The 13,439-nt window shown below is 71.3% G+C and carries 14 protein-coding genes and 3 pseudogenes; 10 read left to right on the forward strand and 7 right to left on the reverse strand.

Annotated elements, in window-relative coordinates:
• Positions 1 to 38 precede the first annotated feature (38 nt).
• Together hemQ and hemG are read right to left on the reverse strand one after the other, a co-directional pair.
• Positions 39 to 770 (reverse strand): hydrogen peroxide-dependent heme synthase, encoded by a 732-nt coding sequence (gene hemQ, locus ACIOWN_RS30130; RefSeq protein WP_362354730.1) that lies wholly within the window; start codon positions 768 to 770, stop codon positions 39 to 41.
• A gap of 4 nt (positions 771 to 774) precedes the next feature.
• On the reverse strand, positions 775 to 2,229 hold the full coding sequence (gene hemG, locus ACIOWN_RS30135) for a protoporphyrinogen oxidase (protein WP_401983888.1): 1,455 nt from the start codon (positions 2,227 to 2,229) through the stop codon (positions 775 to 777).
• A gap of 172 nt (positions 2,230 to 2,401) precedes the next feature.
• Between hemG and ACIOWN_RS30140 the strand changes: the two genes are divergently transcribed.
• The 5 genes and pseudogenes from ACIOWN_RS30140 to ACIOWN_RS30160 all read left to right on the forward strand — a co-directional run.
• Positions 2,402 to 3,397: a DUF4349 domain-containing protein gene (locus ACIOWN_RS30140; RefSeq protein ID WP_362354726.1), complete on the forward strand. Its 996-nt coding sequence runs from the start codon at positions 2,402 to 2,404 to the stop codon at positions 3,395 to 3,397.
• A gap of 253 nt (positions 3,398 to 3,650) precedes the next feature.
• A pseudogene (locus tag ACIOWN_RS30145) lies at positions 3,651 to 5,058 on the forward strand (FAD-dependent oxidoreductase).
• Between the two features lie 125 nt (positions 5,059 to 5,183).
• On the forward strand, positions 5,184 to 6,002 hold the full coding sequence (locus ACIOWN_RS30150) for a rhomboid family intramembrane serine protease (RefSeq protein WP_362354722.1): 819 nt from the start codon (positions 5,184 to 5,186) through the stop codon (positions 6,000 to 6,002).
• Between the two features lie 338 nt (positions 6,003 to 6,340).
• Entirely contained in the window at positions 6,341 to 6,511 is a 171-nt protein-coding gene (rpmF, locus tag ACIOWN_RS30155) for a 50S ribosomal protein L32 (protein WP_362354720.1), read from the forward strand.
• 6 nt (positions 6,512 to 6,517) lie between these two features.
• Positions 6,518 to 7,669: pseudogene (locus ACIOWN_RS30160) on the forward strand (GTP-binding protein); the annotation flags it as partial.
• Here ACIOWN_RS30160 and ACIOWN_RS30165 read toward each other — a convergent pair.
• The gene (locus ACIOWN_RS30165; RefSeq protein ID WP_401983910.1) at positions 7,633 to 8,178 is read right to left on the reverse strand and encodes an ATP-binding cassette domain-containing protein; all 546 of its coding nucleotides are present in this window, start codon (positions 8,176 to 8,178) and stop codon (positions 7,633 to 7,635) included. The pseudogene ACIOWN_RS30160 and the gene ACIOWN_RS30165 overlap by 37 nt on opposite strands.
• A gap of 80 nt (positions 8,179 to 8,258) precedes the next feature.
• Between ACIOWN_RS30165 and ACIOWN_RS30170 the strand changes: the two are divergent.
• Both ACIOWN_RS30170 and ACIOWN_RS30175 read left to right on the forward strand, forming a co-directional pair.
• Positions 8,259 to 8,552: pseudogene (locus ACIOWN_RS30170) on the forward strand (permease); the annotation flags it as partial.
• A 168-nt stretch (positions 8,553 to 8,720) separates the two neighbouring features.
• Complete coding sequence (locus ACIOWN_RS30175; protein WP_401983891.1) at positions 8,721 to 9,272, forward strand: TIGR03943 family putative permease subunit; 552 nt, start codon at positions 8,721 to 8,723, stop codon at positions 9,270 to 9,272.
• A gap of 75 nt (positions 9,273 to 9,347) precedes the next feature.
• Here ACIOWN_RS30175 and rpsR read toward each other — a convergent pair whose 3' ends face one another.
• The 4 genes from rpsR to rpmG form a co-directional block, all read right to left on the reverse strand.
• The gene (gene rpsR / locus ACIOWN_RS30180; protein ID WP_362354716.1) at positions 9,348 to 9,590 is read right to left on the reverse strand and encodes a 30S ribosomal protein S18; all 243 of its coding nucleotides are present in this window, start codon (positions 9,588 to 9,590) and stop codon (positions 9,348 to 9,350) included.
• A gap of 120 nt (positions 9,591 to 9,710) precedes the next feature.
• Complete coding sequence (locus tag ACIOWN_RS30185) at positions 9,711 to 10,886, reverse strand: CobW family GTP-binding protein (protein WP_401983893.1); 1,176 nt, start codon at positions 10,884 to 10,886, stop codon at positions 9,711 to 9,713.
• Positions 10,883 to 11,140 (reverse strand): type B 50S ribosomal protein L31, encoded by a 258-nt coding sequence (locus ACIOWN_RS30190; RefSeq protein WP_220295572.1) that lies wholly within the window; start codon positions 11,138 to 11,140, stop codon positions 10,883 to 10,885. The genes ACIOWN_RS30185 and ACIOWN_RS30190 overlap by 4 nt, the downstream gene beginning before the upstream one ends.
• Before the next feature lie 5 nt (positions 11,141 to 11,145).
• Complete coding sequence (gene rpmG / locus ACIOWN_RS30195; protein WP_401983894.1) at positions 11,146 to 11,310, reverse strand: 50S ribosomal protein L33; 165 nt, start codon at positions 11,308 to 11,310, stop codon at positions 11,146 to 11,148.
• A gap of 75 nt (positions 11,311 to 11,385) precedes the next feature.
• On the opposite strand from rpmG, the gene rpmB reads away from it, so the two are divergent.
• The 3 genes from rpmB (at position 11,386) to ACIOWN_RS30210 (ending at position 13,435) form a co-directional block, all read left to right on the forward strand.
• Positions 11,386 to 11,622, forward strand: coding sequence for a 50S ribosomal protein L28 (gene rpmB / locus ACIOWN_RS30200; protein ID WP_362354708.1), 237 nt, complete (start codon positions 11,386 to 11,388; stop codon positions 11,620 to 11,622).
• Positions 11,622 to 11,927, forward strand: coding sequence for a 30S ribosomal protein S14 (rpsN, locus tag ACIOWN_RS30205; protein WP_401983895.1), 306 nt, complete (start codon positions 11,622 to 11,624; stop codon positions 11,925 to 11,927). The genes rpmB and rpsN overlap by 1 nt, the downstream gene beginning before the upstream one ends.
• 572 nt (positions 11,928 to 12,499) lie before the next feature.
• Positions 12,500 to 13,435 (forward strand): metal ABC transporter solute-binding protein, Zn/Mn family, encoded by a 936-nt coding sequence (locus tag ACIOWN_RS30210; RefSeq protein ID WP_362354704.1) that lies wholly within the window; start codon positions 12,500 to 12,502, stop codon positions 13,433 to 13,435.
• Positions 13,436 to 13,439 lie beyond the last annotated feature (4 nt).

Raw genomic sequence — 13,439 nt, forward strand, 5'->3', positions numbered from 1 at the left:
GTGTCCCGGGGCGCGTCGGCCCCGGGACCCGGCACGCGTCAGGCCAGACCGGCCACCAGCTCGGCGATGTCCTTGCGGCGCCCGGTGAAGAACGGGATCTCCTCGCGCACGTGCCGGCGGGCCTCGGAGGCGCGCAGGTGGCGCATGAGGTCCACGATGCGGTGCAGCTCGTCGGCCTCGAAGGCGAGGACCCACTCGTAGTCGCCGAGGGAGAAGGACGCGACCGTGTTGGCGCGCACGTCCGGGTAGCCCCGGGCCATCTTGCCGTGGTCGGCGAGCATGCGGCGGCGGTCCTCGTCGGGCAGCAGGTACCAGTCGTAGGAGCGCACGAACGGGTACACGCTGACGTAGTCGCGCGGCGTCTCGTCGGCGAGGAACGCCGGGATGTGCGAGCGGTTGAACTCGGCGGGGCGGTGCAGCGCCATGTTCGACCACACCGGCTCCATGGCGCGGCCGAGCCGCGTACGGCGGAAGAGGTTGTACGCCTCCTGGAGCTGGTCGCTGGTCTCGGCGTGCCACCAGATCATGAGGTCGGCGTCGGCGCGCAGGCCCGAGAGGTCGTACGTGCCGCGGATGGTCACGCCCTTGGCGGCGAGCTGGCCGAACAGCTCCTGGACCTCGTCCGCGTAGCCCGCGCGGTCCTCGGGGAGCAGGTCCTTCAGCTTGAAGACGGACCACAGCGTGTAGCGGATGACCTCGTTGAGGTCCTTGGCCAGCTTGCCCTTGTTCGGGACCCTGCCGGACTCGGTGGTGGGGGCGTCGTCACTCATGAGGCTATTCTCCCGCTCCGCCGTGCGGACTCCGCACCGGGGCCGCGGTGAACTCCTGCACACCCCGCGGGTCACCCCGCAGCTGGTCAACGGCCGCGTACGCGCTCGCGACGCACGCCGGGATGCCCACTCCGTCGTACACCGCGCCGCACACCGCCAGACCCGGCAGCTTGCCGACGTGCTCGCGGATGCGGGCCACGCGCGCGTGGTGGCCGACCGGGTACTGGGGCAGTCCGTCGGTCCACCGGGTGACGCGGGTCTCCAGGGGCGCGGCGTCCAGGCCGGTCGCCTCGCGCAGGTCGTGCCGGGAGACGTCGACGAGATCGGCGTCCTCGCGCTGGAGGATCTCCGTCTCGCCGTACCGCCCCACCGAGGTGCGCAGCACGACCACCTCCGGGTCCTCCTCGGCGATCCAGCCCCACTTCCGGGAGGCGAAGGTGGACGCCTTGATGGTGCGGCCGTCGACGGGGGGCACCAGGAAGCCGCTGCCCTCGGGCAGGGCGGCCTCGGCGCGGCGGTAGGCGAGGGTGATCAGGGCCATGGAGGCGTACTCGACGGCCCGAAGTTCGGCGGCGGCCTCCGGGGACTCGGCACGCAGCAGCCCGGCGGCGACGGGCGCGGGCACGGCGACGATCACCGCGTCGGCGTGCAGCACACGGTCGCCGGCGGTCACCTGCCAGGACGTACGGTCCTGCCTGCGCAGCTCCGTCACCGGGGTCCCGGTCAGGATCTCGCCGCCACGGGCCCGCACCGACTCGGCGACCGCGAGCGGCAGCCGGCCCACGCCGCCCTCGATGCCCATGAACACCGGCCCGGTCTGCTGTGCGGCGGACGCGGCTGCCTGGATCTCGCGGACCCCTTCCAGCAGCGAGTCGTGGGTCTGCGCGGCCCGGAAGAGCTGGGGGACGGCCGAGCGCATCGAGATGCGGTAGGCGTCACCGGCGTAGACCCCGCCGAGCAGGGGCTCCACCAGGCGGTCGACGACCTCGCGGCCCAGACGGGCCGCCACGTACTCGCCGACGGCCACGTCGTCGCCGACCTCCGTGCGGGGCAGCCCGGCGTCACGCTCGATACGGGCCAGGCCCTCCTCGGACAGCACGCCGGACAGCGCGGATGCGGTGCCGGGGACGCCCATGACGTGCCCCTTCGGCATGGGGCGCAGGGCGCCGCGGGTCCAGATGGAGGCGCTCGCCGTGGCGGGCGGCTGGAGGTGGTCCGCCAGTCCCGTCTCACGCGCCAGGGTCACGGCCTCGGGCCGGCGGGCGAGCATCGACTCGGCGCCCAGGTCGACGCGGACGCCCGCGATCTCGCCCGGCAGCAGCTTGCCGCCGACGCGCTCGGCCGCCTCCAGCACGGTCACCCGCGCCCCCTGCTGCAACAGCCGGTGCGCGGCGGCCAGCCCCGCGATCCCGGCCCCGATGACGACGACATGGTCCGTGCCCGTACGCGTTGCGCTCATGAGCCCACTCTCTCAGACCGCTCCGGCACGCCTGCGCGCCCCGGTGCCCGGGCCCGAGTCATGCCCGAGTCACGAACGTGACCGCATCGGAACCCACGCCCGGCCAACGTCTCGCGCGGGCCGGGAGTCGAAGAAGCGTCAGTGGTCACAACGACCCTCGGGGGTATGCCACATGCGCACACGACGTTCCGTCCGGCCCGCTTACGCTCTGGCCGGGCTCCTGCTCGCCACCGCCCTTTCGCTCACCGGGTGCGGCGCGAGCGACAGCTCCTCCGACAAGTCCGCGGCGGACTCCGCCGCTGCCGCGGACCAGCGGGGCGCGCCGGACAGCGCCGGCGACGGCAGCGGTCGCGGTGGCGGCCCTGCGTCCGGCGCGAGGGCCACCGTGCCGCCCCGGATCACCGCGAACAACATCATCCGCACCGCCTCGCTCACCGTGCAGGTCAAGGACGTGCCGAAGGCCCTCGACACGGCCCGCACCACCACCGAGAACGCCGGGGGGTACGTCGGCGACGAGAGCACCAGCCGCGACGAGGACGGGCACGAACGCACGCGCGTGGTGCTGCGCGTGCCGGTCGACCGGTACGACGAGGTGCTCGGCGGTCTGGAGGGCACCGGCAAGCTGATCGAGCGCACGGCGAAGGCGCAGGACGTCACCGCCCAGGTCGTCGACGTGGACAGCCGCGTCAAGTCGCAGCGCGCGAGCGTGGCGCGGGTGCGGGAGCTGATGGACCAGGCCACCCGGCTCAGTGACGTGGTCAGCCTGGAGGGCGAGTTGAGCCGCCGCGAGTCCGACCTGGAGGCGCTGCTGGCCCAGCAGGCGTCGCTGAAGGACCGTACGAGTCTGGCCACCATCACCCTGTCGCTGTCCCGGAACCCGGCGCCCGAGCCGGTGGCCGCCGAGGACGAGCCCGGGTTCGTGGACGCGCTGGCGGGCGGCTGGCACGTGTTCGTCACCGTGCTCCGCTGGATCGCCCTGGCCGTCGGGGCGCTGCTCCCGTTCGCCGCGGCGGCGGCCGTCGTCGCGGCGCTGTGGCTGCGGGTGGTACGCCCCCGGCTCCCGCGCCGCCCCGCCGCCGACGCCCCCGTCATGACCGCGCCGGACTCCCGGCGGGAGCCCGCGCCCCCGGCCGGGGAGCCGGGCGGCGAACCGGGCACTGAGGACTGAGGCGGCATCGGGGCTGAGGCTGCCTCAAGGGCCGGGACGCCCACTCAGGACCGGGGGCGGCCTCGGGATGGCGGCGACCCCGGGACCGGGGGCGGCCTCGGGAACGGGGTCGCACTCGGGACCGGGGGCGGGATCAGGGCTGCGGCAGCCTCGGGACCGGGGACACTCGGCACCGGGGCAGGCTCAGGACCGGGGCAGCCTCAAGTGCTGCGGTCGCACGACCAGGGCGGCCTGGTCCCCGTAGCGTGGGCGCATGGAGATGAAGGCCGCGCGGGATGCCCGGGGTACGAAGGAACGCCTTGTCGTGATCGGCGGCGACGCCGCGGGGATGTCCGCGGCGTCGCAGGCACGCCGGCTGCGCGGGCCGGACGAGCTGGAGATCGTGGCGTTCGAACGCGGCCACTTCGCCTCGTTCTCGGCGTGCGGCATCCCGTACTGGGTGGGCGGCGACGTCGACGAACGGGACCGGCTGATCGCCCGCACGCCCGAGGAGCACCGCGCGCGGGGCATCGACCTGCGCATGCGCACCGAGGTGACGGAGATCGACGTGGCCGCCGGACGCGTGCGCGCGGGACGTCGATTCCGGCGCGGAGTCCTGGACGCCGTACGACAAGCTCGTGATCGCGACCGGGGCCCGCCCCGTCCGGCCCGACATGCCCGGCGCCGACGCGCCCGGCGTGCACGGGGTGCAGACCCTCGACGACGGCCAGGCCCTGCTGGGCACCCTCGCACGCGCGCGTGGCCGACGGGCGGTGGTGATCGGGGCGGGGTACATCGGAGTCGAGATGGCCGAGTCGCTCATCAAGCGCGGCTACGAGGTGACGGTCGTCAACCGCGGCCGCGAACCGATGTCGACGCTCGACCCCGACATGGGCCGCCTGGTGCACCGGGCCATGTCGGGCCTCGGTATCACCATGGTCGACGACGCCGAGGTGACCAAGGTGCTCACCGGCGACGACGGCGAGGTCCGGGCGGTGGCGACCGCGCACGCCGAGTACCCGGCGGACGTGGTCGTACTGGGCATCGGGGTGCGCCCGGAGACCGCGCTCGCACGGGCGGCCGGGCTCCCGCTCGGCGCGCACGGCGGCCTGCTCACCGACCGGGCGATGCGGGTGCGCGGCCACGAGAACATCTGGGCCGGCGGCGACTGCGTGGAGGTCCTGGACCTGGTCTCCGGGCAGTTGCGCCACATCCCGCTGGGCACCCACGCCAACAAGCACGGCCAGGTCATCGGCACCAACGTCGGCGGCGGCTACGCCACCTTCCCGGGCGTCGTCGGCACCGCGGTGAGCAAGGTGTGCGACCTGGAGATCGCGCGCACCGGGCTGCGTGAGAAGGACGCCCGCCGGGTGGGCCTGCGGTTCGAGACGGTCACCGTCGAGTCGACCAGCCGCGCGGGCTACTACCCCGGCGCCTCCCCGATGACCGTCAAGATGATCGCCGAACGCCGTACCGGCCGCCTCCTGGGCGTGCAGATCGTCGGCCGTGAGGGCGCGGGGAAGCGGGTGGACATCGCCGCGGTCGCCCTCACCGCCGGTCTGACGGTGGAACAGATGACGGCCCTGGACCTCGGTTACGCACCGCCGTTCTCCCCGGTGTGGGATCCGGTGCTCGTGGCGGCCCGCAAGGCCGCGGCGAAGGTCCGCGACAGCACGCCGTGAGCCCTGCGCCATTCCGGCCGGCCGCGGCCCGCCTTCCCCGGGCCGCGGGCGGTTGAGGAGAGGTACGTACACGCGGACGGCGGCGTTCACCGATTCGGCGAGCGCATCGAGGGCAGTACTTTTCTGTGGTCATTCCCGTCCATGATCTGAACCCGACGCGGCACACCCCGTGGGTGACGTACGCCCTGATCGCCGCGAACTTCGTCGTGTTCCTGCTCACGCCAGGCATCGCCGGATCGTTCACGGGCAGCAGCTCGCTGGCGCAGCTGTGCCATCTGCAGGCCTTCACGCAGCAGTGGGCGCTGGTGCCGAGGGAGCTGATCCACGATCAGTTGCCGTCGCTGGTCCCGACCGGCGCCGTCGGGGTGGGCGTGCACGGCCCGGGCTGCGTGCTGGGGTCGCCCACCTACGACAAGTCGCCCGTACTGTCGGTCCTCACGGCGATGTTCCTGCACGGCAGCTGGCTGCACCTGCTGGGCAACATGCTGTTCCTGCTCATCTTCGGCAACAACATCGAGGACCGCATGGGCCATGTGCGGTACCTGCTGTTCTACCTGGTCTGCGGATATGCAGCCGGGTACGGGTTTGCTCTCATGAACTCCTACTCCGCCACTCCCCTGATCGGCGCTTCGGGAGCCATCGCCGGCGTCCTCGGCGCCTACCTGGTGCTCTACCCGAGGGCCCGCGTCTGGATCCTCGTCCCCTTCCTCCTCTTCCTGCCGTTGCGGCTGCCGGCCTGGGTGGTACTGGGCTCCTGGTTCGTTCTCCAGGCGTTCTACTCCTCCGGCCAGGCCGTCGCCGAGTCGGGCAGCGTGGCGTACCTGGCCCACGTGGTCGGCTTCATCGTGGGCATGCTGCTCGCCTGGCCCCTCAAGCCGGGCACTCCCCCACCGCCCGAACCGCGCGGCATCCTCTTCGGACGGCAGACGCGACGGGCCTGGTAGGGCCTACGCGCCAGGGGCCAGGCAACGCAGGGAAACCTGAATGACTTTGCATAAGAGGCGTTTGCACTCCTGGGCCAGCCGCCGATTATTGAATGATTCAACCACCTGCGTGTTTCGCCAGATCTTTGAGCCTCCGGCAGGACTCACGCTGACCCATTGCCAGATTATGGGACCGACTTGGCCACACGGGAGCGCCAGCCGGTCAACGGGGGGTGAGTGCGTCCGCAAGCACGCCTGCCGCCCACTCCCTGGAATTCGGCACCCCAACACCAAGTAGTAATGAGATTCATTTTCATGTAGCCTCTGCATGTTCACCGACCTAGGAGGAACAGGAACCCATGGCCGTTCCCAAGCGGAAGATGTCCCGCAGCAACACCCGCCACCGCCGCGCCCAGTGGAAGGCGGCCACGCCGACGCTCGTGCCGATCACCGTCGACGGCGTCTCGTACCTGGTGCCGCAGCGGCTGGTGAAGGCGTACGAGCGCGGGCTGCTGCGCCCCGAGGACTGATCGTTCATGCCTTCCGACCGCCTGCCCGTCACCGTCCTGTCCGGGTTCCTCGGCGCGGGCAAGACCACCCTCCTCAACCACGTCCTCGGCAACCGCGAGGGACTACGCGTCGCGGTCATCGTCAACGACATGAGCGAGGTCAACATCGACGCCGCCCTGGTGCGCGGCGGCGAGGCAGCCTTGTCGCGCACCGAGGAACGCCTGGTCGAGATGACCAACGGCTGCATCTGCTGCACCCTGCGCGACGACCTGCTCGAGGAAGTCGACCGGCTGGCCCGCGAGGGCCGCTTCGACTACCTGCTCATCGAGTCGTCCGGCATCTCCGAACCCATGCCGGTGGCAGCGACCTTCGCCTTCGCCCGCGACGACGGCGCCGCTCTCGGCGAGGTCGCCCGCCTGGACACCATGGTCACGGTCGTCGACGCCGCCAACTTCCTGCCCGAGCTGACCAGCGGCCACGAGCTCGTCGAGCGCGGCCTGGACCAGTACGAGGACGACGAACGCACCGTCAGCGACCTGCTGATGGACCAGGTCGAGTTCGCCGACGTCATCGTGCTCAACAAGCTCGACCTCGTCGACGAGAAGACGGCGGACCGGCTGCGGGCGACACTCACCCGCCTCAACCCGGTCGCGCGCGTCGTCCCGGCCGTCCACGGCCGTGTGAAGGCCGGCGACGTACTGGGCACCGGGCTGTTCGACCTGGACCGTGCCCAGCAGGCCCCCGGCTGGGTGATGGAGCTCAACGGCGACCATGTCCCCGAGACGGAGGAGTACGGGATCTCCTCGACCGTCTTCCGCGCCGAACGGCCCTTTCACCCCGACCGGTTGTGGACGTTCGTGACCCAGGAGCTCGACAGCGGCGCGTACGGGCAGATCCTGCGCTCCAAGGGGTTCTTCACGCTGGCCAGCCGCCCGCAGGTGACGGGCCTGTGGTCACAGGCCGGCTCCGTCGCACGCTTCGAGCCCTCCGCCGCCCACGACACCGACAGCCCCGGCGGCCAGGAACTGGTCTTCATCGGCACGCACCTGCACGCGGACGTACTGCACGCGGCACTGACCGACTGCCTCATGGCCGACGGCGAATGCCTGCCGCCCGTCGACCCGTTCCCCGCGTGGGACACCTACGGCATCGACGACACCTGCGCGCACGAGCACCCCTTTTGTAGCGGAGGCTTGAGCACCCCGGGCCGGGCGGTGGACGCAGCCACGGCACGGGGACGAGGACCCATGGGTTCGTCACCCAGCGCCCGCGCCAGGGCAATGCGGGAGCGCTGCCCGCCGGAGAGCGTCGCGCCACGCTCGCCGAACTGTGTGTCGTATCCGTCGGGCAGGGCCTTGGCGATCCGGTCGACGCCGCAGACGCAGGCGGCCGCCTGCAGTTCGTCTTCGGTCGCGTCCGGGCGGGCCAGGCAGAGGTTGTCGGCGAGCATGCCGTGGAAGAGCGGAGTGTCCTGGCCGACGACCGAGACGGTACGGCGCAGTTCCTCCTCCACGAGTTCCCGTATGTCGACGGGCGAGCCGCCGGCCCCGACCAGCTCGACGGAGCCCTGCGTCGGATCCCAGAAGCGCGCCAGCAGATGCGCGCAGGTGGACTTGCCGGTGCCGGACGCCCCCACCAGTGCCAGGGTCTCGCCGGCGTGGACCGTCAGGTCGAGGCCGGCGAGCACGGGCGCCCCGCCGTAGTCGAAGCGAACCCCCCGTATCCGGGTGCCCAGGGGTCCGGTCGGCGCCGACGCGGGAGGCCGCCGGGTCCGCCTGGCTGTCGGTGCTCCTGCTGGCGCTGCTCGCCGTGGTGCTGTGCGTGTGCAGCGAGGCCGACGCGTTCTTGGCCGCGTCGCTCAGCGGGTTCTCCCCGACCGCGCGGCTGGCGTTCATGGTGGTCGGACCGATGGTCGACCTGAAGCTGATCGCCCTGCAGGCGGGCACGTTCGGCCGCGCCTTCGCCAGCCGGTCCTCGTCGGCGACCTGGGCGGTCGCCCTGGTGAGCAGTGTGCTCGTGGGAGGGTGGCTGCTGTCAGGCGGTACGGGCCGGCCGTGCTGACGCTGCTGATGGCTGCCGCGATGCTGCGGATCACGCTGTTCAGTGACCTGTATCTGCGGTACGTACAGGCCGGGTTGCGGCCGTATCTGATCGCGTTCGGGCTGCTTTTGGGGCTGCTCGGGGTGCTGGCGGCGGCGTGGGCACGAGCGGCGCGGGAAGGCGACGGGTATGCGGACGGCAACGCGCACCCGGACGAGGGCGCGCACGGCCACGCCCACTCCCACACGGCCGGCCCGCGCCTGGCCTCTTCTCGCCCTCCCCGCCTCCGCCCTGCAGCTCTTCCCGCCGCCCGCGCTCGGCTCCTACAGCGCGGCCCGGGAGGACGCCCAGCGCGCGGCGGTGGGCGTCGGCACGTTCCCGGCGCTGCCGCCCGGCGACCCGGTGGACCTGAGTGTGGCCGCGTTCGGCTCCCGCGCGGTCTACGACAGCGGGCGTTCGCTGCAGGGCCGTACGGTCCGGCTGACCGGCTTCGTCACGCACGGAGCCGGCGGCACCTGGTACGTGACCCGGCTGCTGGTCTCGTGCTGCGCGGCCGACGCGACGACGAACAAGGTACGGGTCCGCAGCGCGGACGCACCGGCGACTGACACCTGGGTGACGGTGACGGGCATCTGGCACCCCACGGGCAAGCCGGGATCGGCGGCGGCCGGGCCCCCGGTGCTGGACGCGACGACGGTCAGGCAGGTCGAGGAGCCGTCGGACCCGTACGAAAAGCGTTGACCCGGTCGCCGCAGCCTGGACACGTACGGACGACCGACGGTGGAGATACCACGGGCGTCCGTACCGCCATCCCGGCTATCGGGAACTGTAAGGGAGGAGTGCCATCTCGCGTGCGTTCTTGATGGCCTGGGCTATCCGCCGCTGCTGCTGACGCGTCACGCGGGTCACCCGGCGGCTGCGGATCTTTCCGCGGTCGGAGATGAACTTCCGCAGCAGGTCGGTGTCCTTGTAGTCGATGTACGTGATGCCGGCGGCGTCCAGCGGGCTGACGCGCTGAGGCTTGGCGGCCTGCCGCCGGGTGCTTGTGCGTCGGGGCATGGTGACGTCGGTCCTCTCTTTCAACAGAATGCGGTGCAATGCGCGGGCGATCCGGCGGAGCACCTGGGGTGGGACAAGTGAATGACGCACCCTCAGTGCCGGGCCGGGCCGGGTCGCGGTTCAGGCCACTGGGTCGAGCAAGTCGTCGAAGACGTGAGGAAGTTGTTTCCAGTGGTCCCTGCCCGCTGCGTACTCGTCGTCGGTGAGCAGGCACGAGTCGAGTAGGGCCAGCAGACCGTCGCGGTCCAGACCGGGCGAGGTGAACGTGAAGTACTGGCAGCGGTCACCGTGTTCGGGGTGCCAGTCCACGGAGGCGGCCAGGCGGCGTTCGGCGGGAACCATCTCCCAGGCGGCATCGGGCAGGGCGGCCAGCCAGGGTCCGGCCGACTCCACGCACAGCGCGCCGCCGGCTGCGTCCCAAGACAGCAGCGTGTCGGGGCGGTCGGCCAGCCAGAACCGCCCGCGGCTGCGGGCGGCGGCGCAGGTCAGGTCCTCCAGTGCCGCGTAGAGGCGTTGCGGGTGGAAGGGCCGTGTCCGCCGCCAGACGAAGGTGCTCACGCCGTGCTCGTCGCACTCCTGCGGCAGCAGCGCGCATGCCGGATGCAGGCGGGCGGCGGCCGCGGCCACGTCGAAGCCCGCCAGCAGGGCGGCCTGCAGGGCACCGCCGGCCAGGCGTATCTTTCGTGCGCCTGGTGTGAGCTGGGCGAGCAGCGCGTGGTCGGTGTCGTCGGCGGCCTCGACGTCCTCTGCGCCCGAGCGGTTCTCGGCGAGGGCGATCACCGTGGGGTGTTCCAGTTGCCGGGCGAAGGTGTCGGCGACGGTGCGCTGGTCGGTCGGGGCGGCGGCGAGGCCGACGTCGGCCAGGTCGTCGCCGTTGGACAGGTACGGCAGGACGAGTGCCGGGTCGACCGCGGTGGCGACTCCGGTCAGCGCCAGCGGTGCGCCGGCGGCGGCGATGACCTGGGCCATTGCCTGGGGTTCGACGGAGTCCCACAGTTCCACGACGGCCAGCCGGTGTCTGCCCTCCTCGGCCAGCCTCAGCAGTTCGGGGACGAGGTCCTCGCGCAGTGCGCAGCACGCGCAGTCGTTCACCAGCGGCGCGTCGCCGCTGCCCAGCAGGCCGCCGGCATCGCGTACCGTGCGGTGCACCGCGCTGTCGACGGCGGACGTCAGGTCGTGGTGCAGCGCGACCGAGCCGGGAACCGTACGCAGGATCTCCTCCACGGCGGCCCGGCGGGCATCCGCGTGCAACCCGGCGACGATCGCGACCGGCAGCCGCGCCTGGTCGCCGCTCACTGCTCGCTCCGGCCGCGGCCGTAACGCCGCTCGAAGCGCTCGACCCGCCCCGCGGTGTCCAGGACCCGCTGGGTGCCGGTGTAGAAGGGGTGGCTCGCCGAGGAGATCTCGACGTCGATGACCGGGTAGGTGTTGCCGTCCTCCCACTCGACGGTCTTGTCGCTCGTGGCCGTCGACCGGGTGAGGAAGGCGAAGTCGGCGGCCCGGTCACGGAAGACGACCGGGCGGTAGGCGGGGTGGATTCCGGGCTTCACGGCTCTCAGCGCTCCTCACGGAAGCCGACGTGGCGGCCGGCGACCGGGTCGTACTTGCGCAGCGTCAGCCGGTCGGGGTCGTTACGGCGGTTCTTGCGGGTCACGTAGGTGTAGCCGGTGCCGGCGGCGGACCTCAGCTTGATGATCGGACGCAGTTCGTTGCGTGGCATGAGCAGCACCATACACGAGATTGGTTTTCATTTTCATTTAGCTGCTAGGGTGCTGCCGACGCACAAGGAGGAAACGTGTCCGCCCACTGCCAACTCACCGGCCGACAGCCAGGCTTCGGCCACCACATCTCCCACTCCCACCGGCGCAGCAAGCGCCGCTTCGACCCCAACATCCAGACCAAGCGCTACTGGCTGCCGAGCGAAGGCCGCCACATCCGGCTCACCCTCTCCACCAAGGGCATCAAGACGGTCGACACGATCGGCATCGAGGCCGCGGTGGCCCGCATCCGCGCCCGGGGAGGGAAGGTCTGATGGCGAAGAAGAGCAAGATCGCTAAAAACGAACAGCGACGACTCGTCGTGACCCGCTACGCCGCTCGCCGCGCCGAGCTGAAGGCGATCATCTCGTCACCCCGGGCGTCCGACGACGAACGCGCCGCCGCCCAGCGGGAACTGCGCCGGCAGCCCCGCGACGCCAGCGCCACCCGCCTGCGCAACCGCGACGCCGTGGACGGCCGCCCCCGCGGCCACCTGCGCACCTTCGGCCTGTCCCGCATCCGCGTACGCGAGATGGCCCACGCGGGCGAACTCCCCGGCGTGACCAAGAGCAGTTGGTGACCTGCACCGAATCCGCTCATTCCCACTGAGCCGCCCGCGCGTGCGGACCAGGGCGACGAACGGACCGTGAGCGACCTGCTGATCGGCAGGTGGAGTTCGCGGACGTGCTCGCGCTCAACAAGCTGGACCTGGCCGACGAGGCCGCACCGACCGGATGCGCAGGGTGCTGGCGCGGTGACCCACTGGAAGATCGCCCGCTCGACCTGATCGACGTCCCGCCACGGCCCTTGCATCTCGGTCCGCCACCGCGCGGGCCGTGGCGGCGTCACCAACAACCGCCCCGTGGGCGCGGAGAGCGTGGAGCGCTGGACCGAGACCCTGGCCGCAACCGCCGGATTTCGCCGAGGTCGAGCACGCCCTGGAACTCACAGGCGTCTGCAGCCTCTGCCAGTCACGGGCGACGCCATCGCACGAGTGGCCGGCGCGTCAATTCTCCGCAACGATTGTCATATCGATGCGATCCATGGTTTTGACATTCACTTCCATCCAGCGTGGTGTATATGCCCGGATCGATCCGGGTCCGGACCAGCCGCTTTCGCGAAGGCCCCTGCAGCACGCGTAGTGGAGGATCCATGCCCCCGTTTCCGTCCTGCCGTCTCGCTCTCCTCATGGGCGCCTGCCTGGCCCTCGCGGCCGGTTGCGGCAACTCCTCGGACGCCAAGAGCGACGGGAGCGTCTCGCAGACCCCGGCCGCCTCCTCCAAGGTCACGGTGGTCGCCTCGACGAACGTGTACGGCGACATCGTCGAGCAGATGGGCGGCGGCAAGGTCGCCGTCACGTCGGTCATCAGCGACCCCGACCAGGACCCGCACTCCTACGAGGCCGACACCCAGAACCAGCTGATCCTGTCCAAGGCGAAGCTCGTCATCGAGAACGGCGGCGGCTACGACGACTTCATCGACCGGATGCTCAAGAGCAGCAACTCCTCCGCCGAGGTCATCAACGCGGTCAAGGTCTCCGGCAAGACCGCCCCGAAGGGCGGCGAGCTCAACGAGCACGTCTGGTACGACTTCCCCACCGCCGCCAGGATCGCCGATCGCACAGCCACGGCCCTGGGCAAGGCAGAACCCGCCGAAGCGGCCACCTTCGCCAAGGACGCCGAGACCTTCAAAGCGAAGCTCAAGCCGCTCGAGGCGAAGGAAGCGCAGATCAAGAAGGCCCACAGAGGCGAGGCCATCGCCGTCACCGAGACCGTGCCGCTGTACATGACCGAGGCCGGCGGGCTGGTGAACAAGACTCCCGAGGAGTTCAGCAAGGCCGTCGAGGAAGGCAGTGACGTCTCTCCCAAGGTCTTGCAGGCCACTCTCGCGTTGTTCACCGGTAAGAAGGTCAAGGCGCTGGTCTACAACGAGCAGACCTCCGGTCCGCAGACCGAGAAGATCGAGCAGGCGGCCAAGGCGGCCGGCATCCCCGTCGTTCCCGTCACCGAGACCCTGCCCGAGGGCAAGGACTACGTCGGGTGGATGACCGCCAACGTCGACGCGCTGGCCGACGCGCTGAACAAGTGAGGTG

This window comes from Streptomyces sp. NPDC087787 (genome assembly GCF_044743035.1).
Taxonomy (GTDB): Bacteria; Actinomycetota; Actinomycetes; order Streptomycetales; family Streptomycetaceae; genus Streptomyces.

Excerpts from the sequence above, each read along its gene's own strand:
- hemQ (WP_362354730.1), bottom strand. The coding sequence starts at position 770 with ATGAGTGACGACGCCCCCACCACCGAGTCCGGCAGGGTCCCGAACAAG.
- hemG (WP_401983888.1), bottom strand. The coding sequence starts at position 2,229 with ATGAGCGCAACGCGTACGGGCACGGACCATGTCGTCGTCATCGGGGCC.
- ACIOWN_RS30140 (WP_362354726.1), top strand. The coding sequence starts at position 2,402 with ATGCGCACACGACGTTCCGTCCGGCCCGCTTACGCTCTGGCCGGGCTC.
- rpmF (WP_362354720.1), top strand. The coding sequence starts at position 6,341 with ATGGCCGTTCCCAAGCGGAAGATGTCCCGCAGCAACACCCGCCACCGC.
- ACIOWN_RS30175 (WP_401983891.1), top strand. The coding sequence starts at position 8,721 with ATGCGGACGGCAACGCGCACCCGGACGAGGGCGCGCACGGCCACGCCC.
- rpsR (WP_362354716.1), bottom strand. The coding sequence starts at position 9,590 with ATGCCCCGACGCACAAGCACCCGGCGGCAGGCCGCCAAGCCTCAGCGC.
- rpmG (WP_401983894.1), bottom strand. The coding sequence starts at position 11,310 with ATGCCACGCAACGAACTGCGTCCGATCATCAAGCTGAGGTCCGCCGCC.
- rpsN (WP_401983895.1), top strand. The coding sequence starts at position 11,622 with ATGGCGAAGAAGAGCAAGATCGCTAAAAACGAACAGCGACGACTCGTC.
- ACIOWN_RS30210 (WP_362354704.1), top strand. The coding sequence starts at position 12,500 with ATGCCCCCGTTTCCGTCCTGCCGTCTCGCTCTCCTCATGGGCGCCTGC.